Annotated in this window: 24 protein-coding genes; 8 read left to right on the top strand and 16 right to left on the bottom strand. The window is 71.8% G+C overall.

The features are described from left to right. From ABZ297_RS37150 to ABZ297_RS37140, 3 genes are all read right to left on the bottom strand, one after another. A partial coding sequence (locus tag ABZ297_RS37150; RefSeq protein ID WP_355356313.1) for a DUF4037 domain-containing protein occupies positions 1-841 on the bottom strand: 841 nt, incomplete at its 3' end. Between the two features lie 65 nt (positions 842-906). Beyond that, positions 907-1050: a hypothetical protein gene (locus tag ABZ297_RS37145; RefSeq protein ID WP_355356311.1), complete on the bottom strand. Its 144-nt coding sequence runs from the start codon at positions 1048-1050 to the stop codon at positions 907-909. Further along, positions 1044-2363, bottom strand: a complete 1320-nt coding sequence (locus ABZ297_RS37140) for a M14 family zinc carboxypeptidase (protein WP_355356309.1) — start codon at positions 2361-2363, stop codon at positions 1044-1046. Before ABZ297_RS37140 ends, ABZ297_RS37145 begins: the two co-directional genes overlap by 7 nt. 32 nt (positions 2364-2395) lie before the next feature. Here ABZ297_RS37140 and ABZ297_RS37135 point away from each other — a divergent pair, with 32 nt between their 5' ends. Together ABZ297_RS37135 and ABZ297_RS37130 are read left to right on the top strand one after the other, a co-directional pair. Next, a complete protein-coding gene (locus tag ABZ297_RS37135; RefSeq protein WP_355356307.1) occupies positions 2396-3004 on the top strand; it encodes a TetR/AcrR family transcriptional regulator in 609 nt (202 codons plus the stop codon). A gap of 121 nt (positions 3005-3125) precedes the next feature. Then, positions 3126-4037 carry a sugar-binding protein gene (locus ABZ297_RS37130; RefSeq protein ID WP_355356305.1) on the top strand — a complete coding sequence of 304 codons (912 nt, stop codon included), beginning with the start codon at positions 3126-3128 and terminating at the stop codon, positions 4035-4037. Between the two features lie 59 nt (positions 4038-4096). Here ABZ297_RS37130 and ABZ297_RS37125 read toward each other — a convergent pair whose 3' ends face one another. Beyond that, positions 4097-5383 (bottom strand): alpha/beta fold hydrolase, encoded by a 1287-nt coding sequence (locus ABZ297_RS37125; RefSeq protein WP_355356303.1) that lies wholly within the window; start codon positions 5381-5383, stop codon positions 4097-4099. 60 nt (positions 5384-5443) lie between these two features. Between ABZ297_RS37125 and ABZ297_RS37120 the strand changes: the two genes are divergently transcribed. Continuing rightward, positions 5444-6004, top strand: a complete 561-nt coding sequence (locus tag ABZ297_RS37120) for a helix-turn-helix domain-containing protein (RefSeq protein WP_355356302.1) — start codon at positions 5444-5446, stop codon at positions 6002-6004. 114 nt (positions 6005-6118) lie between these two features. Here ABZ297_RS37120 and ABZ297_RS37115 read toward each other — a convergent pair whose 3' ends face one another. The 3 genes from ABZ297_RS37115 to ABZ297_RS37105 all read right to left on the bottom strand — a co-directional run bounded on the left by ABZ297_RS37115 (position 6119) and on the right by ABZ297_RS37105 (position 11677). Beyond that, positions 6119-6886 carry a GNAT family N-acetyltransferase gene (locus tag ABZ297_RS37115; protein WP_355356300.1) on the bottom strand — a complete coding sequence of 256 codons (768 nt, stop codon included), beginning with the start codon at positions 6884-6886 and terminating at the stop codon, positions 6119-6121. Then, entirely contained in the window at positions 6883-8313 is a 1431-nt protein-coding gene (gene purB / locus ABZ297_RS37110; protein WP_355356315.1) for an adenylosuccinate lyase, read from the bottom strand. Before purB ends, ABZ297_RS37115 begins: the two co-directional genes overlap by 4 nt. A 127-nt stretch (positions 8314-8440) precedes the next feature. Next, positions 8441-11677, bottom strand: coding sequence for an efflux RND transporter permease subunit (locus tag ABZ297_RS37105; protein ID WP_355356298.1), 3237 nt, complete (start codon positions 11675-11677; stop codon positions 8441-8443). 98 nt (positions 11678-11775) lie between these two features. Here ABZ297_RS37105 and ABZ297_RS37100 point away from each other — a divergent pair, with 98 nt between their 5' ends. Continuing rightward, on the top strand, positions 11776-12228 hold the full coding sequence (locus ABZ297_RS37100; RefSeq protein WP_355356296.1) for a MarR family transcriptional regulator: 453 nt from the start codon (positions 11776-11778) through the stop codon (positions 12226-12228). Between the two features lie 141 nt (positions 12229-12369). Here the strand turns inward: ABZ297_RS37100 and ABZ297_RS37095 are convergent, their stop codons facing one another. Continuing rightward, the gene (locus ABZ297_RS37095) at positions 12370-14637 is read right to left on the bottom strand and encodes an ATP-binding domain-containing protein (RefSeq protein WP_355356294.1); all 2268 of its coding nucleotides are present in this window, start codon (positions 14635-14637) and stop codon (positions 12370-12372) included. 356 nt (positions 14638-14993) lie between these two features. Between ABZ297_RS37095 and ABZ297_RS37090 the strand changes: the two genes are divergently transcribed. Beyond that, positions 14994-15755, top strand: a complete 762-nt coding sequence (locus tag ABZ297_RS37090) for an SDR family oxidoreductase (protein WP_355356292.1) — start codon at positions 14994-14996, stop codon at positions 15753-15755. A 40-nt stretch (positions 15756-15795) separates the two neighbouring features. On the opposite strand, the gene ABZ297_RS37085 is transcribed toward ABZ297_RS37090, so the two are convergent. Then, positions 15796-16266 (bottom strand): pyridoxamine 5'-phosphate oxidase family protein, encoded by a 471-nt coding sequence (locus ABZ297_RS37085; RefSeq protein ID WP_355356290.1) that lies wholly within the window; start codon positions 16264-16266, stop codon positions 15796-15798. Between the two features lie 73 nt (positions 16267-16339). Further along, positions 16340-16879, bottom strand: coding sequence for a CGNR zinc finger domain-containing protein (locus ABZ297_RS37080; RefSeq protein ID WP_355356288.1), 540 nt, complete (start codon positions 16877-16879; stop codon positions 16340-16342). 97 nt (positions 16880-16976) lie between these two features. Here ABZ297_RS37080 and ABZ297_RS37075 point away from each other — a divergent pair, with 97 nt between their 5' ends. Further along, entirely contained in the window at positions 16977-17855 is an 879-nt protein-coding gene (locus tag ABZ297_RS37075) for a hypothetical protein (protein ID WP_355356286.1), read from the top strand. Positions 17856-17874: 19 nt separating this feature from the next. On the opposite strand, the gene ABZ297_RS37070 is transcribed toward ABZ297_RS37075, so the two are convergent. From ABZ297_RS37070 to ABZ297_RS37050, 5 genes are all read right to left on the bottom strand, one after another. Next, complete coding sequence (locus ABZ297_RS37070) at positions 17875-18087, bottom strand: hypothetical protein (protein ID WP_350813548.1); 213 nt, start codon at positions 18085-18087, stop codon at positions 17875-17877. Between the two features lie 3 nt (positions 18088-18090). Next, complete coding sequence (locus ABZ297_RS37065) at positions 18091-18825, bottom strand: alpha/beta hydrolase (RefSeq protein ID WP_355356284.1); 735 nt, start codon at positions 18823-18825, stop codon at positions 18091-18093. Continuing rightward, entirely contained in the window at positions 18822-19448 is a 627-nt protein-coding gene (locus ABZ297_RS37060) for a LysE family translocator (RefSeq protein ID WP_355356282.1), read from the bottom strand. Before ABZ297_RS37060 ends, ABZ297_RS37065 begins: the two co-directional genes overlap by 4 nt. Positions 19449-19478: 30 nt before the next feature. Beyond that, a complete protein-coding gene (locus ABZ297_RS37055) occupies positions 19479-20450 on the bottom strand; it encodes a WYL domain-containing protein (protein ID WP_355356280.1) in 972 nt (323 codons plus the stop codon). A gap of 190 nt (positions 20451-20640) precedes the next feature. Further along, entirely contained in the window at positions 20641-21402 is a 762-nt protein-coding gene (locus ABZ297_RS37050) for a TSUP family transporter (RefSeq protein WP_355356278.1), read from the bottom strand. 217 nt (positions 21403-21619) lie between these two features. Here ABZ297_RS37050 and ABZ297_RS37045 point away from each other — a divergent pair, with 217 nt between their 5' ends. Beyond that, positions 21620-22516, top strand: coding sequence for a D-alanyl-D-alanine carboxypeptidase family protein (locus tag ABZ297_RS37045; protein WP_355356276.1), 897 nt, complete (start codon positions 21620-21622; stop codon positions 22514-22516). Here ABZ297_RS37045 and ppk2 read toward each other — a convergent pair. Beyond that, positions 22513-23313, bottom strand: coding sequence for a polyphosphate kinase 2 (gene ppk2 / locus ABZ297_RS37040; RefSeq protein ID WP_355356274.1), 801 nt, complete (start codon positions 23311-23313; stop codon positions 22513-22515). The genes ABZ297_RS37045 and ppk2 overlap by 4 nt on opposite strands. A gap of 65 nt (positions 23314-23378) precedes the next feature. Between ppk2 and ABZ297_RS37035 the strand changes: the two genes are divergently transcribed. Continuing rightward, a complete protein-coding gene (locus ABZ297_RS37035; RefSeq protein ID WP_355356272.1) occupies positions 23379-23513 on the top strand; it encodes a hypothetical protein in 135 nt (44 codons plus the stop codon). Positions 23514-23720 lie beyond the last annotated feature (207 nt).

Genomic DNA, 23720 nt, shown 5'->3' with positions numbered 1-23720 from the left:
AGGGCCGCACCCGCTCGTCCTGCCGCTCGGCCAGCGCCACCCGGTTCTGCAACGCCGCCAGGCGCTCGTAGGCGGCCACCAGGCCCTCCTCCCGCTCCCGCCACGACCTGGCCGCCAGCGCCCGCCCCAGCCCCTGGCCCAGCTCCGTCGAACCGGGCATCCGCGCCAGCGCGCTGCCGAGCCACTTGGCATACGGCGGATAACGCCGGCGCAGCAGCAACGCCAGCCGCATCACCTCCCGCGCCAGCCGCGCCCCCACCACCGCCGAACCCAGCTCGTCGCCCACCTCACCGCACCGCCCCGGGAACGGCTCCTCCTGGGCGATGCGGCGCCACTGGCAGGCCAGGACGTAACGCCACACGTCCTGCGGATACCAGCGCAGCGCCGCCCGCGCCGCCTCAAGGCCGCCCAGACCGTCGTGGAACACCTCGCCGCGCGTCACCTCGGCCAGCGCCTGCCACGGCACCGACAGCCAGTCCAGCAGCGACATCTGCCGGCGCGGGTCGAACCCGAGCCGCGCCACCAGCCACTCCCCCAGCTCGGCCACCACCACGCCGGGACGCACCTCGCCGTGGTAGTCGAACACGGTCGCCAAGCCGCGGAAGCGCCCGGGCAGCCCGGCGGCAACCTTCGCCTCCACCTCGCCCACCGCCCCCGGCTCCACGAACACCAGAACCCGCGGACCCCAGTCGTGATCGGCCGAGCGGTCGGTGTCGAACGCCAGGACCTCCGAGCCCGGCCCGATCAGCGCGGCACTGTGCGGCACCCCGGACACCAGCGGGGACACCACCTCGGCATAGAAGGCACGGGACAGATCAATACCAGGGACAAAATCGGTCATCACACCGCCCACTGTGCCTGAGCCCCCCACGAACCTCACCCGGTTTTCCGGCGATGCGCCGGGTGTCACCGGCCGTTGCCTCGTTCAGGAAGCTGCGGAACCCAGGCCGCTGAAGGGGGTGCGGGCGGCTGGGCGAAGCGGTCTTCGGCGTTGAGCATGGTGGCAGCGTCGATGTGGTCCTTGCGGCCGTCCGGCAGTGGATTCAGCACGCCGTCCGTTCTGCCAGGTGGAGGGCGGCGGTCAAGGCGGCACCCAGTTGGACGGCGACCAGCTTGCGCAACTCGATCGGCGAGCCGGGAGGGTCCGCCTCGGCCTGGCCGTACCACGTCTCAAAGCGCTCGGCGAGCAGACGGCGCTGCTCGCGGATGGCCGGCGTCAGGTTGCCCGCGGCGATCTCCGCATCGAGCATGCGCAGGAACGTCGCCAGCAGGCGCAGCCGCATCAGGTGCAGCATCTGCTGGTTGCCGAACTCCTCGGCGACCGTGGCCGGGCGGGCCAGATCGGGCACGGTCTCTTCCAGTTCGCCGAGTTTGCGGAAGGTCTCCAGCGTGTTCTCGGTCGAGCGGCGGAACGGCGAGTGCACGCTCAGGTCCGCGGCGACGGCCCGCATGCCCGCCTGCATCGCGTCGATCAGCTCGCGCCGGCCCGTTGCTCCCGCGGCGAGGATCTGCCCGTAGGTGCGGCCGGTCGGGCTCTGGTCGGCCACGCGTTCGTCGGCCCAGATCGGCACCTCGGTGACCAGGTGGAGCGCGCCGAAAGCGGCCGCGTAGTCGGCGCTGCTGGCGCCTGCGCCGAAGGCCTTGCCCACCTGCGACCCGGTCGGGGTCAGGTAGACGGCTGGGGCGATCGGTTCGGCGCCGGGCAGTTCGGGCTCGCCGTGGTGCGGGGGGATGCCTTCCAGGCTGGGCAGGACGGCCAGCCGCTGCGCCAGCGTCGCATCGTGGCGGTCGAGGTAGAAGAAGGCGCCCTGGTACTCGCCGTTGTGCAGCGAGCAGACCAGCGACGGGCGTGCCTCGTCCATGAGGCGCATCAACGCCTGTGTTTCCGGCAGCGGGCGGTCGAAGGAGTAGTCCTCGCTGCTCAGCGGGAAGGTCCATTCGACCTGGTCGGCCAGATCGGGGCGGTAAAAGTGCTCGGCGTAGGCGCGGCGGTCGCCGGGCCTGCCGTACCAGCCCTCGTTCAGCCGGGCCCCATCCGGATCTGCGCACGCCACGACATGCCAGCGAAAGCCCAGCTCCGCCTGCAGTTGTGAGTCCTCGCAGAGCAGCTTGATCAATGCGAGGGCGGTCAAGGCCCCGACGGGCTCGTTGGGATGCGGCCCGGCGATGACCACTGCGTCCGCTGGGCCGTCGCCAACCGTGAGAACGTGCAGCGGCTCGCCCAGGCGCGAGGCGCCGATGCGGCGCGGCCGTACCAGCTTGGGATGGGCGGCGACCAGCGCCTGCAGCTCGGCCTGGAGCGCGTCGACGGACGGGAACGCGGCACGGCCGGGGACCTGGCTCATGTACTCGGCAACTTTCATAATTGAATTATGGTAATAATAGAATTATGAGAATGACAAGGGCGGAGGCCAAGGAGCGCAACCGGCGGGCCTTGCTGGAGGCCGCGCGCCTGATCGTCGCCAGCGACGGCCACCGGGCCAAGCTGGAGGAGATCGCCGAGCAGGCCGGGCTGACCACCGGCGCCGTCTACTCGCTGTTCGGCAGCAAGAACGGACTGCTCGTCGCTGTGGTCGCCGACTACCTCACCCCGCACTACGACGGCATCGAGCAGGCCGTCCCCGCGGGCATGGGCCTCACCGAGGCGGTGGAGGTCTTCGCCCGCCACTACCGCCGCCTATGCGACGACCCCGACGCGCTGCGACACCTGTCGTTCGAGATCAGCCTGCAGGACCTGGCCCTGCGCGACCCCGAGCTGAGGCCCAGGCTCGCCGCCTCCGTCAGGGCGCACGAGGAACGCCTGACCGCGCTGCTGGCCGGCAGGATCCACCACGGGAACGCACTCACACCGCGCCAGGCGCGACGCCTGGCCACGGCGCTCCGCGCGCTCCTGGTCGGCCTTAGCCAAGGCGTCATCCTCGGCCTCGCCGATGCCGCCCCCGGAGAGTATTTCGCCGCCACCGCCCGCGCCCTGATCACCCCGGACGTACTCGGACCGCCCTGACGCGCCTGCCCGAAGCACAGGCGGAGCGGCCCGACGGAGCCGTACCACCGATCACCTCGAAGGCGGCGGCTCGCACAGGCGCGCCGCGCGCGTCGCGTGTGACATCCCGGTCCTGGCGCCGTTGACCCTGCAGGTCGTCCCCGAGGTACTGGGCGCGGGCCCTGTTCGGGCCCGGCTACGGCTGGCCGTGACGAACAACTCCGCGGCGCGTCCACGGACGATCGGCACTGTCGCCTGGTCCGTCGGCGGGCAGAGTGGGACCCTCGACGCCGGCACCACCGTGGCGCCCGGCGCGTCGGCACAGATCCTGGTCCCGCTCCCGGCGGGATTCCTGCCATGGAAGCCGTACGACACGTCGGTCACCGTGCACGCCGACGGACTCGGCCCGGTGACACGGGCCAGCAAGGCCACCTTCGCGCCGGTGGTGAAGCACACGATCACCATCGACGGTTCGCTGGACCCGGGTGTGGCCGACATGGCCGGCATCAACCTGTCGAACGACGGCCGCTGGACGTCGCTCACCCCGGCCCAGCCGTACCAGGGCGCCGCCGATGCGGGCGGAAAGGCCTGGCTGTTCTTCGACGACGACCATCTCCAACTGGTCGCTGCGATCACCGACGACACCTTCTCCCAGACCTACACGGGGGGCGACACCTGGCAGGGCGACAGCATCCAGTTCTCGCTGGCCGCGGGCCCGCCGGCCGGCGGACCGACACCGTACCGGTACGGCCTGGCGCTCACCCCCCAGGGGCCGCAACTGAACCGGGACCTGGCTCCCGCGGGTGTCGCCCTGGGGTTGGTGACCGATGCCACCGTGGCCATCCACCGGGACGGCGCCACCACGGTGTACGAGGCCGCCCTTCCATGGAAGGAGACACCGCTCGACCCGACGACCGGATTGTTCTCCTTCGACCTGCTGTACAACGACAACGACGGCAATGGCCGCAAGGGATACCTCGAATGGGGCGCGAGTCTCGGCTCCGGCAGCCCAGACCCGTCCCAGTTCTTCGCCTGTCAGATCATCACTGGCTGACGGTGGAGTGCGGCAGCGGGAGGGTGGGGCCTGCCGGGCGGTCCTGCGGCGTGAGGGGGTCAGCGCTTGAAACCGGAGACGAGCCGGGCGAGGCGCCCCTGGCGGGGAGCCAGCCAGTCGGCGATGTCGGCGACCACGGCCGGATCGACGTGCTGGGGCGAGTCGTAGTCCGCGGGCGTGGACGGGCCTGAGCCGGGAAAGAACAGGTGGTCGTCGGCGTCGTAGACGCGGATGGTGACGTCCGGCCGGTCGGCGAGCCCCTCCCGCCACCGCGAGAGATCGTCGGCGACGGTCACCTGGTAGTCGCGGCCGCCCTGCAGGATGAGCATCGGCTTGTCCAGCGCCGCCGCGGCCGCCACAGGGTCATAGCCGCGCAGATCCAGCCAGTACGCACCCGAATGGCCGAACAGCAGCTCCGCGGCGGGCGTGTCGGGCGACAGATGGAGGCTTTCGACCATCGCGGCCTGCCGCGTGATCACCTCGACGGCGGCCTGCGCGCCAGGGTCCAGCGAGGCGAGATAGCGGACGACACGGACGGCGGCCTGGTGCATCGGCTGGGCGTCACCGGCCAGGAGCACCAGACCGGCCACCGACGGTTCGGCGGCGGCGACCCTCGGGGCGACCTTGCCGCCCATGCTGTGGCCGGCGAGGTACACCCGCGCGGCATCGACGGCCGGATGTCGCTGGAGCAGGCGGACGGCGGCGACCGCGTGCGGGACGTACTCGTCCGACATCGTGAAGTCGTGCGCCAGCCGGTCGGCGTGGGCGTGGGTCACCTTGTCGAAGCGCAGCACCGCGACTCCGCGACCGGCCAGCCCCCAGGCAAGGTCCTTGAGCGGCTTGTTGGGGCCGGCGCTGCCGTCGCGGTCGAACGGTCCGCCGCCACTGAGCAGCACCACGCCGGGACGCGGGCCGTGCCCGTGCGGCAGGCTCAACGTCCCGGGCACGGCCAGGTCGCCGGAGCCCACGGTGACGTCGTGCTCGTCGAACCTCCTGCGGCGGGCGTACGACGGCGGCGTCCATGACGCGGCGAGCGCGGGCGCGAGCCGCAGGCCCTGCAGCAGGCCCTCCTCGTCGACCGACATGACCACTGTGAGCCCGCCGCGCTCGCACGTCACCGGGACGCTCACCCGGACCAGGTCCGCCTTGACCGGCTCGCTGACCGGTGTCCCGATCGCGGAGATCGGCCCGACCCTGGAGGTCTGGCTCTCCCATTCGACTCGCAGCGTCTCAGCGGACACCACCGCGCGCAGCGGCGGGGCGAACACCTCCTCGATGTTCGCGAAGCGCCCGTTCCGCGCCATCTCAACGACCGCCATGGCGACCGCCGCCGGGTCCATCGTCATCCCGAACCCCAACCTTTCTCATTTTTTGCGAACAGTAGCACAGTATGAGAAAGTTGCGTGGTGGACACCTTGAAGCTGCTGGAGCTGCTGGCACATCCGGTGCGGCTGCGGATCGTGCACGCGATGCGCGGAGGGCGCGCGCTCACCACCGCTCAGCTGTGCGCCCGGATCCCCGACGCCTCGAAGGCCATGCTCTACCGGCACGTCGACCTGCTCGCGGCCAGCGGAATCCTGGAGGTGGCCGACGAGAGGCGGGTACGTGGCGCGGTGGAACGCACATACCGGCTACGCCTCGACCGGGTCGTCGTCGACGCCGACGCGGTCGCGTCCCTGTCGCCCGACGACCACCAGCGCGTGTTCGCCACGTCCATGGCCGTCCTGGTCGCCGAGTTCAACGCCTACCTCGCCCGCGACAACGCCGACCCGGTCGCGGACCTCGTCGGCTACCGGCAGCACGCCGTCTGGCTCAACCGTGGCGAGCTGGAAGAGATGATCGGCGAGCTGCGCCGCGTGATCCTGCCACGGCTGGCCAACCAGCCGGGCCAGGACCGCGCGCAGTACCTGCTCAGCCCGATCTTCTTCCCGATCGAACAGCCACCCGCCGACCCCGGCACCGAGTGAACGCACCGACGGCCGCGCCGCCGCCCCGTCCCGGCTGACCAGCCCGGCCAGGCCGCCCGCCGTGGTCAGGGGCGGCGCGCCGACGCGGGGCCGCCTACGGCCTCCAGAGGGCGGCTAGGTCGTGACGCGGCAGGCCAGGACGGGGCGGCGGCGGTAGCCGATCCGCTCGTACACCGCGATCGCCGCGGCGTTGTCGTCGTCCACCATCAGCGCCGCCCGGCCGTGCGCGGCCACCAGCTCGCCCGACACCCAGCGGCACACCCGCCCCGCCAGGCCCCGGCCCCGGAACGCGGCCGCGGTGGCCACCCCGGCCAGCAGGCCCACCGACGGGGCGCTCCACGCGTCGGCCGCCACCGCCGCCAGGCTGCCGCCGATCCGCAGCCCGGCCCAGCGGCTCACGCCCGCCGCGCCGGGCACCGCGTAGGAGTCGGGGGCGCCGGCCGCCAGCAACGCCGCGACCTCGGCGTCCGCCTCGCCGCCCAGCCAGCCGACAGCGCCGCCCCCCGTCCCGTCACCCGCCGCGTCACCCGTCTCGTCGGCGGGCGCGGGCAGGACGCCGAGACTCATCCACGAGAACCCGCCGACCACCTCGACGCCGTCGAGCTCGGCCGCCACCTGCGCCACCAGGCCCGCCTCACCGAACGGGCGAAACGTCGGGCCGACCTCCGCCAGGGCATGACGCATCAGCTCGACGGCGCAGGACGTACCGCCCCAGACCCCCAGCCGGTCACGGCGGGACGCGCCAGGACCCGCCGCCACCATCGCGTCGCCCAGCGCCCACGCCCGCGCGCCGCCCGACAGCCGCTGCGCCGCCCACACGAGCAGGTCGTCGTCGCCGCACGCGGCGCGCACCTCATCCAGCGTGAACAGCTCTCTGATCACAAAATCGCGCCCGGACGGTAGGCCGCCGCCTCCGGGTGCGCCGCGACGACCTCGCCCACCTGCTGCGAGACCGCCTCCACCTGATCGGCCGCCGCGCCGGTGAACGACACCCGATCAGCCAGCAGCGCCTCCAGCCGGTCGCGATCCAGCGGGAACCGCTCATCGGCCGCGAGCCGCTCCAGCAGCTCGTTGGACGCGCCACGCGAACGCATCGCCAGCGCCGCCGCCACCGCGTGCTCCTTGATCAGCTCATGCGCCTGCTCGCGGCCCATCCCCGCACGCACCGCGCCCATCAGCATCTTCGTCGTCGCCAGGAACGGCAGGTAGCGGTCCAGCTCGGCCGAGATCACCGCCGGGAACGCGCCGAACTCGTCCAGCACCGTCAGCATGGTCTCCACTAGCCCGTCGAAGGCGAAGAACGCGTCCGGCAGCGCCACCCGGCGCACCACCGAGCACGACACGTCGCCCTCGTTCCACTGGTCGCCCGCCAGCTCGCCCACCATCGAGGCGTACCCTCGCAGCACCACCGTCAGGCCGTTGACCCGCTCGCACGAGCGGGTGTTCATCTTGTGCGGCATGGCCGACGAGCCGACCTGCCCCTCCTTGAACCCCTCGGTCACCAGCTCGTGCCCGGCCATCAACCGGATCGTCTTGGCCAGCGACGACGGCGAGGCCGCCAGCTGCACCAGCGCGGTGACCACCTCGAAGTCGAGCGAGCGCGGATACACCTGCCCCACGCTGGTGAAGCGGCGCGAGAACCCCAGATGGCCGGCCACCCTGCCCTCCAGCTCGGCGAGCTTGCCGCGCTCGCCGCCCAGCAGGTCCAGCATGTCCTGGGCGGTGCCGACCGGGCCCTTGATGCCGCGCAGCGGGTAACGGGCGATCAGCTCCTCCAGCCGCCGGTAGGCCACCAGCAGCTCATCGGCCGCCGAGGCGAACCGCTTGCCCAGCGTGGTCGCCTGCGCGGCCACGTTGTGCGAGCGGCCCGCCACCACCGTGGCCTCGTGCTCCTCGGCCAGCGTCGCCAGCCTGGCCAGCAACGCCACCACCCGGTCACGCACCAGCAGCAGGCTGTCGCGCACCTGCAGCTGCTCCACGTTCTCCGTCAGGTCACGCGAGGTCATGCCCTTGTGCACCTGCTCGTGCCCGGCCAGCGCGTTGAACTCCTCGATGCGCGCCTTCACGTCGTGGCGTGTCACCCGCTCACGCGCCGCGATGGAGGCCAGATCGACCTGTTCGACCACCTTCTCGTAGGCGCCGATCGCGCCCTCGGGCACCGCGACGCCCAGCTCGGCCTGCGCCCGCAGCACCGCCAGCCACAACCGCCGTTCGGCGATCACCTTGTGCTCGGGGGACCACAGCCGGGCCAGTTCGGGCGAGGCGTAGCGGGCGGCCAGGACGTCAGGGATATGCGGCTTGGAAGTCACGTCGGACAAGTCTATTCACCCTGCTCCACCCGCCCGTAGACCGGGCGGGCCAGGGGGCGTGCCCTCCGCCCTCTGGCGGGCGGAACGCGGAAGCCCCGGCGGGCGGCCGGGGCTTCCTTCCATCACCTCACGCCGGATGACCGGCCAGATCCGCTCTTCCCTCAGCGTCGGCACCCGGACGGACGCCCTCGCCGCCATCGGGGCGGTTGCGGCGGAGACGCTGACCCGTCCTCGCCACGAAGACGTAGAGGGTCGGGACGAGCACCAGCGTCAGCAGCGTCGAGGAGATCAGCCCGCCGATCACCACGATCGCCAGCGGCTGCGAGATGAACCCGCCCGAGCCGGTCACCCCGAGCGCCATCGGCGTCAGCGCGCAGATCGTGGCCACCGCGGTCATCAGGATCGGCCGCAGCCTGCGCCTGCCACCCTCGATCACCGCCTCCACCACGTCCATGCCCTGGTCGCGGTACTGGTTGATCAGGTCGATGAGCACGATCGCGTTCGTCACCACGATGCCGATCAGCATCAGCATGCCGATCAGCGCCGGGACGCCCATCGCCGTGTCCGTCGCCACCAGCAGCCCGACCGCGCCCGTCGCCGCGAACGGGATCGACACCAGCAGGATCAGCGGCTGCACGAAGCTGCGGAACGTCGCCACCATGATCATGAAGACGATCGCGATCGCCGCCAGCATCGCCAGACCCAGGTCCGAGAACGCCTGCGCCTGGTCGGCCGAGGCGCCGCCGATCTTGTACGAGGCACCGGCCGACAGGGTCACCCCGTTCAGCTTCGTGGTCAGGGTCTGGGTGACGCTGCCCAGGTCGCTGCCGGTCGCCTTGGCCGACACCGTGGCCGAACGGTCGCCGTCGATGCGGGTCACCTGCGTCGGGCCGGCCACCTGCTCCACGTCGGCCACCGACGACAGCTTCACCGTCCCCGTCGCCGTCGCCAGCTTCAGCTTCTCGATCGCCGCCACGTCACCGGGCGCGTCGCCGCCGCGCAGCACCACGTCACTGGCCCGGCCGTCCAGCGTGATCTGGCCCAGCGACGCGCCGCGGAACGCCTGCGCCACCGCCTGCCCGACCTGCGCCTCCGACAGGCCCTTGGCCGCCGCCTTCTCCCGGTCGACCCGCACCTCGATGCGCGGCGCGCTCGCCTCCAGGTTGGACGACAGGTCCCGCAGCCCCGGCACCTGGCCCATCGCGGTCTTGACCGCGTCGGCCGCGATCTTCAGCGACTCGTTGTCGGGGGCGCGCACGATCACGTCGATCGTGTCGGAGGAGAACCCGCCGCCCCCTCCACCGCCGACCGTGACCTCGCCGACCCCCGACAGGGTGGCCAGCTTGTCACGCAGCGCCTGCTCCAGCTGCGGCGTCTCAACGCCGTCCTTGACGGTGACCGAGTAGGACGCGCGGTCCGTGCTGCCGCCGACACCGCCCTGCATCGCGTTGCCGCCGCCCACGTTCACCTGGTACGACTCCACGCCCTCCAGGCCGGACAGCGCGTCCTCCACCTTCTTGGCCGCCTTGTCGGTGGTGGCCAGGTCCGTGCCGACCGGCATCTTCTGGGTCATCGAGATCGTGTTCTGCCCGGTGGAGTCCAGGAAGTTGGTCTGCAGCCGGCCCGCCAGCCCCATCGTGCCGACGAACACCGCCAGCCCGATCAGCACCGTCACCAGCTTGAACCGGGTCGCGAAGCGCAGCACCGGCAGGTAGGCGCGCTGCAGCGGGCTGCGCAGCTCCTTGGCCTCGGCGGCCTCGCGCTGCGCCCGCGCCTGCTCGGGCGTCAGGCTCGGCGCCTTGAGGAACCAGTACGCCAGGATCGGCACCACCGTCAGCGACACCACCAGCGAGGCCAGCAACGCCACCGACACCGTGATCGCGAACGGGCTGAACAGCTCGCCCACCATGCCGCCGACCACCGCGATCGGCGCGAACACCGCCACCGTCGTCAGGGTGGACGCCGTCACCGCGCCCGACACCTCGCGCACCGCCGACAGGATCGCCGTCAGTTTGGCCTCGCCGTAGCCGAGATGGCGTTTGATGTTCTCCAGGACCACGATCGAGTCGTCCACCACCCGGCCCACCGCGATCGTCAGCGCGCCCAGCGTGAGCATGTTGAGCGAGTAGTCGCCCGCCCACAGCACGATCAGCGCGATCACCACCGACAGCGGGATCGACACCGCCGTCACCAGCGTCGAGCGCACCGACAGCAGGAACACCAGGATCACCAGCACCGCGAACGCCAGGCCCAGCAGGCCCTCCGTGGTGAGGCTCTCGATCGACTTCTCCACGTAGGGCGCCTGGTCGAAGACGACCTCCACCGCCGTGTCGGAGGAGTCGCCCAGCTGCTTGGTCAGCTCAGGCAGCTTCTCGCGCACCTGGTGGGAGATCGTCACCGCGTTGCCGTCGGGCGTCATCGTGATCGACACGCCCAGGCTGGACTTGCCGTCGGTACGGGTGATCGTCGTCGGGTCGGCCAGGCCGCGCTCGATCGTGGCGACGTCACCCAGCTTGACCGGCTTGAGCGGCTTGGGCTTCACCACCGCCTGCGGCACAGCCGGCTGCCCGGTCTGCGGGCGGCCCTGCGGCTGAGCCGTCTGCGGCTGTGCGGCCTGGGGCTGGGTGGGGGTGAGGTAGAGGCCCTTCAGCTTGGCGACCGAGTCGACCCGCTGGCCCACCTGCACCGTCAGCGACCTGCTGTCGGAGGTCAGGGTGCCCGCCGGGATCGGCGTGCCGTTCGCCTTCAGCACGTCGGGGATCTGCGCCGGTGACACCCCCGCCTTGGCCATCTTCTTCTCGTCCGGCGTGATCGTGACGACCTCGTCACGGGTGCCCGTGACCGTCGCCTCCCGCACGCCCTTGACGGCCTGCAACTCCGGCAACATGATGCGGCGCAGCTTGTCGGCCATCGCCCGCTCGTCGCCACCGTCGCCCACCGCCAGCACCAGCACCGGGATGTCGTCGGTGTTGCCCGCCACCACCTGCGGGTCGACGTTGGCAGGCAGCTGCGCCTGGATCCGGCTCACCGCCTGCTGCATCTTGCTGACCGACGACTCGATGTCGGTGCCGTACTCGAAGGCCACCTGGATCTGCGCCAGGCCCTCCTTCGAGGTCGAGGTCAACTGCTCCATGCCGGGAAGGCCCTGGAAGGAGTCCTCGATCGGCTTGGTGACCTGGTCCTCCACGATCTCCGGCGACGCACCGGGATACGGCGCGATCACGAACGCGCCCGGGAATGCCAGCGACGGCAACAACTGCTGTTTCAACTGCGGGATCGTGAACGCGCCGAACGCGCTGAGCACGACCGCGACCAGGATCACAAGGCTGCGGTTGGCAAGGCTCAACCGGGCGAAAGCGGTCATGGAGGTCCCTTCAAGAGTTCGGCCCAGACTAACACTTCGCCTTGTACGAATATTTAACTCGCCTTGGCATTCCTGATAACCTTCTCAGGAAGCGAGAGGTGAGTGTGGACGACGAACGCGAAGACCTGATCGAGCGGATCACCGAAACCCAGCGTGGCCTCGGCCGGACCTTCGCCCGGCACCCCTCGCCCCTGTTCACCTCCAACCTGACCATGCGGCAACTCAAGGTCGTCATGCTGCTGTCGCTCAACGGCTCCGCCTCCGGCCAGAACCTCGCCCAGGACCTCGGCGTCGGCCTCGGCACGGTCACCGGCATCGTCGACAGGCTCGTCACCGCCGGCCTCGTCAGCCGGCACGAGGACCCGCACGACCGTCGCGTGCGCCGCGTGGAACTCACCGCCGCCGGCGCCGAACTGGTCGAGGAGATCCAGGACGCCGGCCTGCAGCAGTACCGCCGCATCGTCGCGCACCTCGACACCGAGACGCTGCGCGCACTCGAACTCGTCACCCGCCGCATCCGCGCCGTCGCCGACGAGCTGTTCAACCCCTGACCCGGGCGCTCAGCCAGGGCGAGCGCGGTCCGGCACACGACTACGACGCGCCTGCCCGTCATCGGCCCGCGTCGCTGAGAGGCTGTGGGTCTTTGTGAGGCGGGGAGCCGTCGAAACCCCCCGCCTTTACAAAGTAGATTTCTAAGCCAGGCGCGACAGCATCGGCGGCAGGTCGCCCTCGTGGACGACCGTCAGCCGCCGGGTCGCCCGTGTCACCGCCACGTACAGGTCCTGGACGCCCCTCGGCGACTGAGCCAGGATGCCCGACGGATCCACCACCACGACCGCGTCGAACTCCAGCCCCTTGGCCTGGGTGACCGTCAGCACCACCACCGGCGCCTCCAGGTCCGACTCGGGGAACAGCGCGGCGATCTCCCCGCGCCGGGCGTCCGGAGTGAGAATCCCCAGGCGGCCCTCGCCGATCTCGGCCAGCTCCGCCTGCGCCAGCGCCGGCAACTCCCCGGCCCCCAGCCGCAGCGCGCGCGGCTCCGCCTCGCCCTCGCGCACCGACTCCGGCGGCTGCTGGCCCGGGTCCAGGGCGTGCAGGACGTCCGCCGCCACCCGCATGATCTCCACCGGGGTCCGGTAGTTCACCAGCAGCCGCTCCTCGCGCCAGCGGCCCTGCAGGTGCGGGTCGAGCACCTCGCCCCACGAGCGGGCACCCGCGGCCGAACCCGTCTGGGCCAGGTCGCCGACCACCGTCAGCGACTTGGCCGGGACCCTGCGCATCACCATCCGCCACGCCATCGGCGACAGCTCCTGCGCCTCGTCCACGATCACGTGGCCGTAGGCCCAGGTGCGGTCGGCCGCCGCACGGTCGGCCGTGCTCAGCTCCGCGCCGGCGTCGGCGTTGCGCTCGGCCAGCAGGTTCGCCTCGGTGAAGATGCCCTCCTCCAGCAGCCCGGTCGTCTGCAGCACCTCGCGGGCGTACAGCTCCTGCTCCTCCCAGTCGGCCTCCAGGTCACGGCTGTCCCTGCGCGAGGACGAGTCGTCCTCGCCGAGCAGCTCCGCGGCCTCGTCCAGCAGCGGCACGTCGTCCACCGTGAACTCCGCCTCCAGCGGGCGCACCACGTCCTGCCATTCCAGGCCGGACGGCGAGACCGACCACAGCGTGTCCGGCGAGGCCAGCAACTCGGAGATCAGCCGCTGCGGCGTCAGCTCCGGCCACAGGTCGTCGACCGCCTGGCGGATCTCCGGCTGCGACCACAGCCGCTCGGACGCCAGGGCCAGGTCCACCTCGTCCAGGTCGCGGGCGAGGTCGAGCGAGTCGGCCAGCTCGGGGTCGTCCAGGGCCACCTCCTCCAGGTGCAGCGCCTCCTCCACCGCGCGGGCCTCGGCCAGCGCCAGCTCCTTCAGCAGCTCGGTGACGTACAGCTTGCGCGCCATGTTGTGGGGCAGCCGCACCGCGCGGGCCCGGTCGCGCAGCTGCGCGCACACCTCGTGCGGCACGCGCAGCCGCAGCCCGTCGTAGTCGACCAGCAGGTCACCGGCGGGCGCCCGCTGGCGCTCGCGCACCGCCCCCGCCACCACCGCGGCCATCAGCGGGTCGCCCTTCACCACCGCCGCCGCCGGCGAATCGGCCACCGTGGCGCGCACACCGGGGAACAGCTCACCGACCGTCGCCATCACCACCTGCGTCTCCCCCAGGGCGGGCAGCACCTGGCCGATGTAGCGCAGGAACATCGTGTTCGGGCCCACCACCAGCACACCGCGCCGCTCCAGCGTGTCGCGGTGGGTGTAGAGGAGGTAGGCGGCGCGGTGCAGCGCCGCGACCGTCTTGCCGGTGCCCGGCCCGCCCTGCACGACCAGCGCCCCCTGCAGGCCGGCGCGGATCACCCGGTCCTGCTCGGTCTGGATCGTGGCCACCACGTCGCCCATCCGGCCGGTGCGGCCCTTGCGCAGCGCGGCCAGCAGCGCCGCCTCCCCCACCAGAGCGCGGCGGTCGCCCTCGCTCATCCGCTCGAGGTCGAAGACCTCGTCGTCCAGGCCGACCACGGCGCGGTCGCGCAGGTGCAGGTGGCGGCGGCGCAGCAGCCCGCCGGGGTCGCTCGCCGTGGCCATGTAGAACGGACGGGCGGCCGGGGCGCGCCAGTCGATCAGGACGGACTCGTGCTCCTCGTCACGCAGCCCGATCCGGCCGACGTAGGTGGTCTCGCCCGTGGTGTCATCGATCCGGCCGAAGCACAGGCCGCGCTCGACCCCGTTGAGCTGCGCCAGCCGCCGCGCCTGCTCGGCCGCCGCAACCTCGCGCTCGACCATCGCCTGGCGCGAGCCGGGGCCTCGCCCGTACGCCTCGCGCAGCGCCGACTGCGCCCGCTCCCTGGCCGCGTCGAGCCTGCCGTAGAGCATTGAGACCGTGCCCTGCTCGATGTCAAGGGCTTCAGCGAACGCATCTTGACGATTAACCATTCCGTGCTATACTCCTAACCGGAGGTCTGTCGAGGCTTCATCGAAGGGCGCTCAAGTAAGCGATCATAGCCTTCCCCTCGTCGTCCCGGCAAGCCGTACACGCGCGGATTTCTGCGGCCGTCCGCCCTACGCGGTCCGGCGGCTTCGCGAGATCATCAACCGCTGGCCGTTCCACACGTCCGACCCGATGGCGGGCATCCTGGACGGGACGGCCCCGCTCCCGCCGTCACGAGGACCGTCGAGTGGGTCACCGGGGCCCCGCGCGCTCCTTCCACCAGTGGGCGCTGGACCACGCCGGCGACTTCGCCCAGGCCTGACCGGCTCTCCCCTCACGACGGGTGCTAGGTTGGCCGACCGTGTCGGACTATCTGCGCCACCTGTTCTCGCTCGACGGCCGCCGGGCCCTGGTAACCGGCGGCAGCTCCGGCATCGGTTACGCCATGGCCGAGGCGCTCGGACGCGCGGGCGCCGAGGTGGTGATCGTGGCACGCCGCGAGGCCGAGCTGGACAAGGCGGTGCGGCGGCTGGAGGAGCACGGCGTGCGCGCCTCGCACATCAGCGCCGACCTGGGCGAGCGCGAGGCCGTCAGGCGGGTCTGCGCCGCCGCCGGCGAGATCGACATCCTGGTCAACGACGCCGCCAACAACATCCGCAAGCCGATGGGCGAGCTCACCGAGGACGACTACGAGCAGACCGTCGCCCTCAACCTGACCGCCCCCTACCTGCTCGGCCAGCACTTCGGACCTCGGATGGCCGAGCGCGGGTGGGGGCGGATCATCAACGTCGGCTCGCAGCAGACGGTCAGCGCCTTCGGCGACAGCGGCGTGTACGGCGTGTCGAAGGCCGCCATGGCCGGGCTGACCCGGTCGCAGGCCGAGGCGTGGTCGCGGCACGGGGTGTGCGTCAACACGATCATCCCCGGGTTCGTGCTGACGCCGCTCACCGAACCCGCCCAGGCCGTGCCCGGGCGGGTCGAGCAGCTCGCCGCCCGGCACATGGTCGGCCGCAACGGCCTGCCGGGCGACTTCGCCGGGGCGGCGGTGTTCCTGGCCGGTGACGCCTCCGCGTTTGTCACCGGCCAGATGCTCTTCGTGGACGGCGGGTTCTTCGTCCACTGACGGGTGGTGAGCGCCCGGCCCGCCGCCTTTACTTTGTAGATTACTTGCGGCGCATCTGGCGTTCCCCCACGCCGTCGTGCCACATGTCGACGACCAGCTCGTCGCCTTCGACCCTCGTCCACACCACCTCCGACAGCTCGACCCGGAACAGGTGGGAGAGCTCGCTCGGCATCTCGAACGACGCCCGCACCGCCTGGTCGGTTACCTCGACCGCGCGCCCCGCCAGCTTCACGTCTCCGGCCCAGGACGACGGATCGGTCTCGTCGGCGTCGGGCGAGGTGGTGTGGATCGCCATCCGCGGATCGCGCCGCAGGTCGAGCGCCTTGCGCGCGTTGGGCATCGACCCCATCCAGAGCTCGCCGTCTCTGAACTGCGACTCCGTGCCGCTCACCCGCGGCGAGCCGTCTTTGCGCAGGGTGGCCAGCACCTTGTGCTTGTGCCTGACCATCAGCTCTCGCGCGGCCTTCGCCAGGCCGGGCGCCTGCCTCTCGAATTCCGTCCATGAAGCCATGCCGGTCATCATGGACGGCGCCACCGACAAAAACCCGCGACAAAACCCGCGACGAAACCCGCCGGGCGTCCAGCTAGGCCCGGCGGCGGGCGCGGTAAGCGCTGGCCTTGGCGCGGTTCTGGCACGACAGGCCGCAGAACCGGCGCGAGGCGTTCCGCGTGACGTCGAAGAACACCAGGTCGCAGCCGTTGGCCTCGCACGAGCGCAGCCGGACCCCCTGGCCGACGCCGATCACCATGGCCAGCGCGGTGGCCGCGTCGGCGGCCCAGCCGTCGATGACGTCGGCGTCGGCGTGGTGGAAGGCGAGCATCGGCGGGTCGCCGTAGAGGCTCGGCACGGCCGAGTGCCGCACCAGCGCCGCGTTCAGGCCCGCGATCGAGCGCGGATCCTGGCCGCCGAACACGGGCCGCACCTCGGCCGCCACCTCCGCGAGCCGGTCGGCGTCCGCGCCGGCCAGGGGATGTCCGGCCGAGCGGGGAGGAGGGCGGTCGGCGGCGGCGAAGGCGGCCTCGAGCGCGGCCCGGCGCGCCTCGCCCGCCGCCGGAGGGGTGACCTCGCGGCCCCGCGCCCTGGTGACGGCCAGCTCGTTCACCAGGATGACGGCTAGCTCCACCCAACGGCCGACATAACTATCTATTTGGGATTGACCAGTGATGCGCCATCCATCTATCGTCACTGCCGTAGCTTATCTAGCCAGTGAGGGATTTGACATGTCGCAGCTTTCCAGGCTTGCCAGGCGCATGTGGCACCAGCTGGAGCCGATCCACGCGGTGCTGTACTTCTCGCCGGAGGGGTTCGACGAGGCGGCCCGGCTCGGGTACGACGTGGAGTCGCGGTGGCCCAGCTACTTCGCCTACCGCACCGCCCCGCTGGGCCCGGCCGGCGCCCACCTGGCCAGCGCCGCCTCCTACAGCTTCAGCCCCCACATGATCGCCGAGCACGTCCCCGCCGTCTGGAACACCGCCTCACCCGAGCAGGTGCTTCAGGCCCGGTCGCGGGCCGTGGACCGCACCTACCGGACCCTGCTCGGCGACCGGGTGCGGACGTCCGAGATGAAGGAGGCCGCCGAGCTGGCCAGGCGGGCGGCCGAGAGCGTGAGCGTGGCCGGGCGGCCGTTGGCCGGCGCCAACCTCGACCTGCCCTGGTCCGACCAGCCGCACGTGGCTCTCTGGCAGGCCGCCACCGTGCTGCGCGAGCACCGCGGCGACGGGCACCTGGCCGCGCTGCAGGCCGCGGGGCTCGACGGGTGCGAGGCGCTGGTGTCGTTCGCCGCGATCGGCGCCGCCCCGGTGGCCAACTTCGCCGGACGCGGCTGGAGCGAGCAGGAGTGGCGCGAGGCCCGGGAGCGGCTGGCCTCCCGCGGCCTGGTGGACGCGGACGGCCAGGCCACCGACCAGGGCCGGGCGCTGCGCGAGCAGGTGGAGCGGATGACCGACGAGCTGGCCGCCGAGCCGTGGCGGGAGCTGGGCGAGGCCCGCGCCGACCGGCTGGCGCAGCTGTGCTCCCCTGCCCTGGGCGCGGTCTTCGAGGCGGGCCTGCTGCCCATGACGAGCACTCTGGGGATCGCCACGGTCAAGGCCCCGGACTAGTGACCCGATCGGTGACCTGTCAGCGCCTGCCGTACTTCTTGTGCACGGCCTGCTTGCTCACCCCGACCGCGTCGGCGATCTGCGCCCACGGCAGGCCCGCCACCCTGGCCCGCCGCACCAGGACCGCCTCCAGGCGCTCGATCTCGTGCCGCAGCGCGGTGGTGGCCTGCAGGGCCAGCAGCGGGTCGTCGTCCTGCGCCTGCCGCATCAGCGTCGCCAGGTCGTTCGTCATGGTCTAAAGGTAGTCCAGCAGCAGGGCTTGGATCTCGTCCGGACGCTCGAGACTGGGCAGGTGCCCGGCCCAGTCCAGCTCGACCAGCTCGGCGTGCGGCAGGTGCTCGGCGAGGTGGCGGGCGCTCTGCCGGAACAAGAGCAGGTCGTGCGCGCCGACGACGACCAGCGCGGGCGCCTGGATGGACGCCAGGTCGAGCTCCGGCGAGAACTGCGAGGGCTCGGGGTCGGCGGCGAGCTGCACGGTGAAGGCGTGCCGCTGCATCTCCACGACCCGCTCGTGGACGTCCGGCGTGGCGTCGGGGCCGAGCCAGGTGCGGGCGTTCAGCTCGGCCGCGGCCTGGACGTCGCCGAGCTCGAGCAGCCGGTTCTCCTCCGTGCCGAACGCCTCCACGTCGGGCGTCGCCGGCAGCTCGGAGCCGGGGTTGAGCAGCACCAGCCGCTCGGCGAGCCCCGGCTGCGCGAGCTGGAGGGCCACCCGGCAGCCGTAGGAGGAGGCGACGAACGTGGCCTTGGTCACGCCCAGCTCGGCCAGCACGGCGGCGACGTCGCCGCAGTCGCTGTACGGTTCGTCCGCCCGGAAGGGGGTGCGGCCGAACCCGCGGTAGTCGACGCGGATCACCCGGAAGCGCTCTGACAAGGCCTGCCACTGCGGGTCCCACATGCGGGAGTCGACCACGCCGGAGTGCAGCAGCACCAGCGGCTCGCCCGCGCCCGCCTCTTCGTACCAGATGGTCATCGCGACTCCACCGCCAGCCGGATGCCCAGGCCGATCAGGACGACGCCGGAGACCTGCTCCAGGCGGCGCCTGACGGCGGGACGGCCGAGCAGGGCCTTGGCGCGGGCGACCGTCCAGATGAGCAGGCCGTACCAGAGCGTGTCGACCAGCACCCAGACGACGGCGAGCGTCACCAGCGTCAGCGGGACGTTGTGCCCCTGCGGGACGAACTGCGGCAGGAACGACATGGCGAAGACGGCGGCCTTCGGGTTGGCCAGGCAGGTGCCCAGCCCGGACAGGTAGGAGCGGCGCCGGCTCGCGACGGCGGCCCCGCCGGTGGGCACGTCGGAGGGCACGTCGGCGCCCTTGCGGGCCTGCCAGAGCGCCTGCGCGCCCATCACGACGAGCACCACCGCGCCGACGACGCGCATCGCGTCGTAGGCGAGTTGGGAGGCCACCAGCAGCGCCGACAGGCCGAACGCGGCCGACAGCGCCCACAGCAGGATGCCGGTCTCGTTGCCGAGCGCGGCGGCCACGCCGGAGCCGCGCCCGGCCCGCAGGGTCTGGCGAAGGATGATCGCGGTGCTCACGCCGGGGGCCATGGCCACCAGGAGGCACGCGCCGATGAACGCTAGGAGATACATGGCGGTCATCGTCGCAGAACGCACCCGGATTTATCCGTACATTTTTCCGAGCTCGGCGACGGCCTCCGACATCAGGGAGCGCAGCTCAGGCGGGCCGAGCACCTCCACGGCCGCGCCCATGCGCAGCAGCAGCCAGCGGGCGTGCGTGATCGACTCGATCGGGATGGTCAGGGTCCGCCAGCCCTCGGCGTCGGGCTCGCCCGCGGCGGCCAGCGCGGCGGCGCCCACGTCGGCGCCCATCGTGTACGCGAACAGGTCGTCCATGCCGGGCGCGAGCCTGACGACGGCCTCCGCCTTGTACATCCGCTCGCGGAACTCCTTGGAGTACTCGTGCCAGAACGTGGCCAGGTCGAACCCGGCGGGGCTGTCGAAGTGGCCGGGCAGCGTGCACAGGGTGAGGACGCGGGAGACGCGGTAGGTGCGGGGGCTGCCGCCGGCGGGGGCGGCGACCATGTACCACGAGCCGCCCTTGAGGACCAGCCCGTACGGGTTGAGCACGCGCTCGACCTCCTGCTTGCCCCAGCGGCGGTAGGTCATCTTGATCGGCCGCCGCTCCCACACCGCCTCGGCGACCTCTCCCAGGTGGGGCGCGTCGTCGGCGCCGCGGTACCAGCTCGGGACGTCCAGCAGGAACCGCTCGCGCATGCGGGCGGCGTGCGAGCGCGGCTCGGGCGGGAGCGCGGCCAGCAGCTTCAGCTCGGCGTTGGCCGCCACCTCGGCCAGCCCCAGCTCAGCGGCCGGCCCAGGCAGACCCGCCAGGAACAGGGAGGACGCCTCCTCGGCTGTCAGGCCGTTGAGCTTGGTGCGGTAGCCGTCGAGCAACTGGTAGCCGCCCGCCGGGCCACGGTCGGCGTACACCGGAACCCCCGCGGCCGACAGCGCCTCGACGTCGCGGTAGACGGTGCGCACCGACACCTCCAGCTCCTCGGCAAGGTCGGTGGCGGTCATCCGGCCGCGGGTCTGCAGGAGCAGCAGGAGGGAAAGCAGGCGGCTGGCGCGCATGCCGACCATTGTAGGTGCGGCCGCCCGGGGCGCTCCGGCGCTGGCCAGCCTGGGCGCCCGCGTGGTGACCGGGGTACGGGGCCTGCGGGCGGACTCGCCGATCCGGCGGCCGCGGGCTCGCAAGGCGAACTGCCCGCAGGATAACCGAGGGCTCGTCAGGCGGGCTGCCCGGCAGGTGACCGAGGGCTCGTCAGGCGAACTGCTGCCAGGCGAGCTTGGCCACCATGGCGGCCACCACGCACAGCAGCACGACCCTGACGAACGCGGCCCCACGCCTGAGCGCCATGTGCGCGCCCAGCTGGGCGCCCGCGATGTTGCACACGGCCATGCCCAGGCCGAGCCCCCACTGCACGTGCCCCTGCCAGACGAACACGAACAGCGCGCCGAGGTTCGTCCCGGTGTTGATGATCTTCGCGGAGGCGGAGGCCGAGACGAAGTCCAGGCCGAGGAGGGTGGTGAACGCGACGATCAGGAAAGTGCCCGTGCCCGGGCCCATGATGCCGTCGTAGAAGGCGATCAGCACGCCCGCCGTCGCGATGGCCACGGCGATCCTGACGTTGGTGCGCAGATGTGGCTGGGGCGCCGCGCCGAGCGCCGGCCGCAGCGTGACGAACGCGGCCACCGCCAGCAGCACCACCATGACGGCAGGGCGCAGCACGTCGGCGGAGATCGCCGCGGCGGCCGAGGCGCCCAGGCCGGAGCTGAGGACGGCCAGCCCGGCGCCGGGCAGCGCCACCTGGCGGTCGAGTTTGGTGGTGCGGGCGTAGGTCACGGCCGCCGAGGCGGTGCCGAACACGGACGACAGCTTGTTCGTGGCCATGGCCTGCACGGGCGGCATCCCGGTCATCAGGATGGCGGGGAGTTGCAGCAGCCCGCCGCCGCCCACGACGGCGTCGACCCAGCCCGCTCCCACGGCGGCCGCCAGCAGTACGAGCACCTGTTCCAGCGGCACGCCGATCCCCCGATTTCACCCATCTGAGCGTCAAGAGCGTACATGGCGGCATATCTCATCTTTCGCACCACCCCCCACTTCCGTTTACCACGGCTAAATCCGCGCCAAAAAGATTTACCTTGCGTAAACCCCGGCTGTGTCGGCGGTTTCGCCGTCCGGCCTTTTCTGACGGCTCTTTTCATTTGGAGGATTCCGGAGCGCACGGCACCCTTTCCGCATGCATTACCGGAAAGCTCGTCTGACCCTCTGCGCCGGGGCGTTCGCCCTGGTCGCCGGGCTGGCGGCGCCTGCGTATGCCCAGTCCCCGGCCCCGCAGAACGCGACCGCCTCGCACCTCACCGCGGCCATTACCGCCGCCGACAACGCCCCCGCCGTCTTCGGCCGCGCCGCCTATCTCGAGGACGCCGCCACGGGCAAGGAGTTGTTCAGCAAGGCCGCCGACAAGCGCCTGCCGATCGCCAGCATCACCAAGGTCATGACCGCGTACGTGGTGCTCGAGAACGCCAAGCCGACCGACGTCGTCCGGATCACCTCCGAGGACGTGCGGCACGCCGAGGACGGCGGCGCCACCACCGCCGACCTGCGCCCCGGCGACCGGGTGTCGGTCAAGGAGCTCCTGTACGGCCTGATGCTCCCCTCGGGCGCGGACGCCGCGCACGCCCTGGCCCGCACCTACGGCCCGGGCGTCGACGCGTTCACCAAGAAGATGAACGACACCGCCCGCGCGCTCGGCATGCGCGACTCCGAGTACGTCAACGCCGACGGCCTGCCCGGCTCCGGCGGCGACGGCTACTCCACGGCCAGGGACCAGGCGAAGCTGGCCACCAAGGCGCTGGACAAGCCCCTGCTCAAGCAGGTCGTCGGCACCCGGCAGCACGACGTGGCCGGCACGTCCGAGCACGGCTCCTACTCCTGGACGAACACCAACAAGCTGCTCGCCAACCCCGGCGCGATCGGCCTGAAGACCGGCTTCACCCGTGCGGCGGGCTTCACCCTGTCGTTCGCCGGGGAGCAGGGCGGCCAACGGCTGGTCGGCGTGATCCTCGGCGAGTCGGACTCCAGCCGGCGCTTCTCGACCGCGCAGGCACTGCTGGACTGGGCGAGCTCCCGCTAGTCCAGCGCGGCGGCGGCGTCCGGGACGCTCGCGCCCAGCCGGGGCGGGCGGTGGTAGCCGGAGGCGGGCGGGCGCACCGGGATCTGCGGCCGGGGCCGCCGGACCTGCTGGTAGGGGATCGTCGACAGCAGGTGCGAGATCATGTTGATCCTGGCCCGCCGCTTGTCCTCGCTCTCCACGTCGTACCAGGGGGCCTCGGGGATGTGGGTGTGGACCATCATCTCGTCCTTGGCCCTGGAGTACTCCTCCCAGCGGGTGATCGACTCCAGGTCCATGGCCGACAGCTTCCAGCGCCGCATCGGGTCGTCCAGCCTGGCGTGGAAGCGCCGCTCCTGCTCGGCGTCGCTGACGGAGAACCAGTACTTGCGCAGCAGGATGCCGTCCTCGACGAGCAGCCGCTCGAAGATCGGGCACTGGTGCAGGAAGCGGGTGTACTCCTCCTGGGTGCAGAAGCCCATCACCCGCTCCACCCCGGCCCGGTTGTACCAGGACCGGTCGAACAGCACGATCTCCCCGTCGGCGGGCAGGTGGTCGACGTAACGCTGGAAGTACCACTGCGTCCGCTCCCGCTCGGTGGGGGCGGGGAGCGCGGCGATCCTGGCGACGCGCGGGTTGAGGTACTCGGCCACCCGCTTGATCGTGCCGCCCTTCCCGGCGGCGTCACGCCCTTCGAAGAGCACCACCACCCTGCGCCCCTCGACGCGCACCCACTCCTGCAGCTGGACCAGCTCGCCCTGCAGGCGCAGCAGCTCCTTCTCATACGGCTTGCGTCGCAGCCTCCCGCTCCTGGCCTCCACCGGACCTCCTCCTCTGATCTGATCAGCCTGCCCCTCGGCGGCCCGGTCTAGTCTGGCTCCCGGCGGTGGGCGTCGAGACCGAGGTGTGGCCGCAGCCGTCCGGCACCGAGGTCCTGGCGCTGCCGGCGGTGGCCCTGCCGCTGCCCCGCCGCCGCCCTGGCGCTGCCCTGGCGCTGCCCTGGCGGGCGTGGTGCGGTTAATTCGGATGCGGGCGCTCTCAGGGGTCGCATAGGGTGGGCCGCATGTCTCTGCCCCGTGTTTCCTAGCTCGGATACCTGCCTTCGCGTCAGCAGTGTGTCCTTGAGCATTCACGGAGCGTTACCTTATGATCACCGTTCGCGGTGTCGACGTGCGCGTCGGCGCGCGTCTGCTGCTTTCCGGCGTCTCCTTCCACATCTCCCCCGGCG

Source organism: Nonomuraea sp. NPDC005983 (assembly GCF_040614375.1).
In the GTDB taxonomy this organism is placed as follows: domain Bacteria; phylum Actinomycetota; class Actinomycetes; order Streptosporangiales; family Streptosporangiaceae; genus Nonomuraea.
The sequence above is the reverse complement of the archived record's forward strand: the minus strand, read 5'-3'. Positions and strand labels throughout refer to the sequence as shown.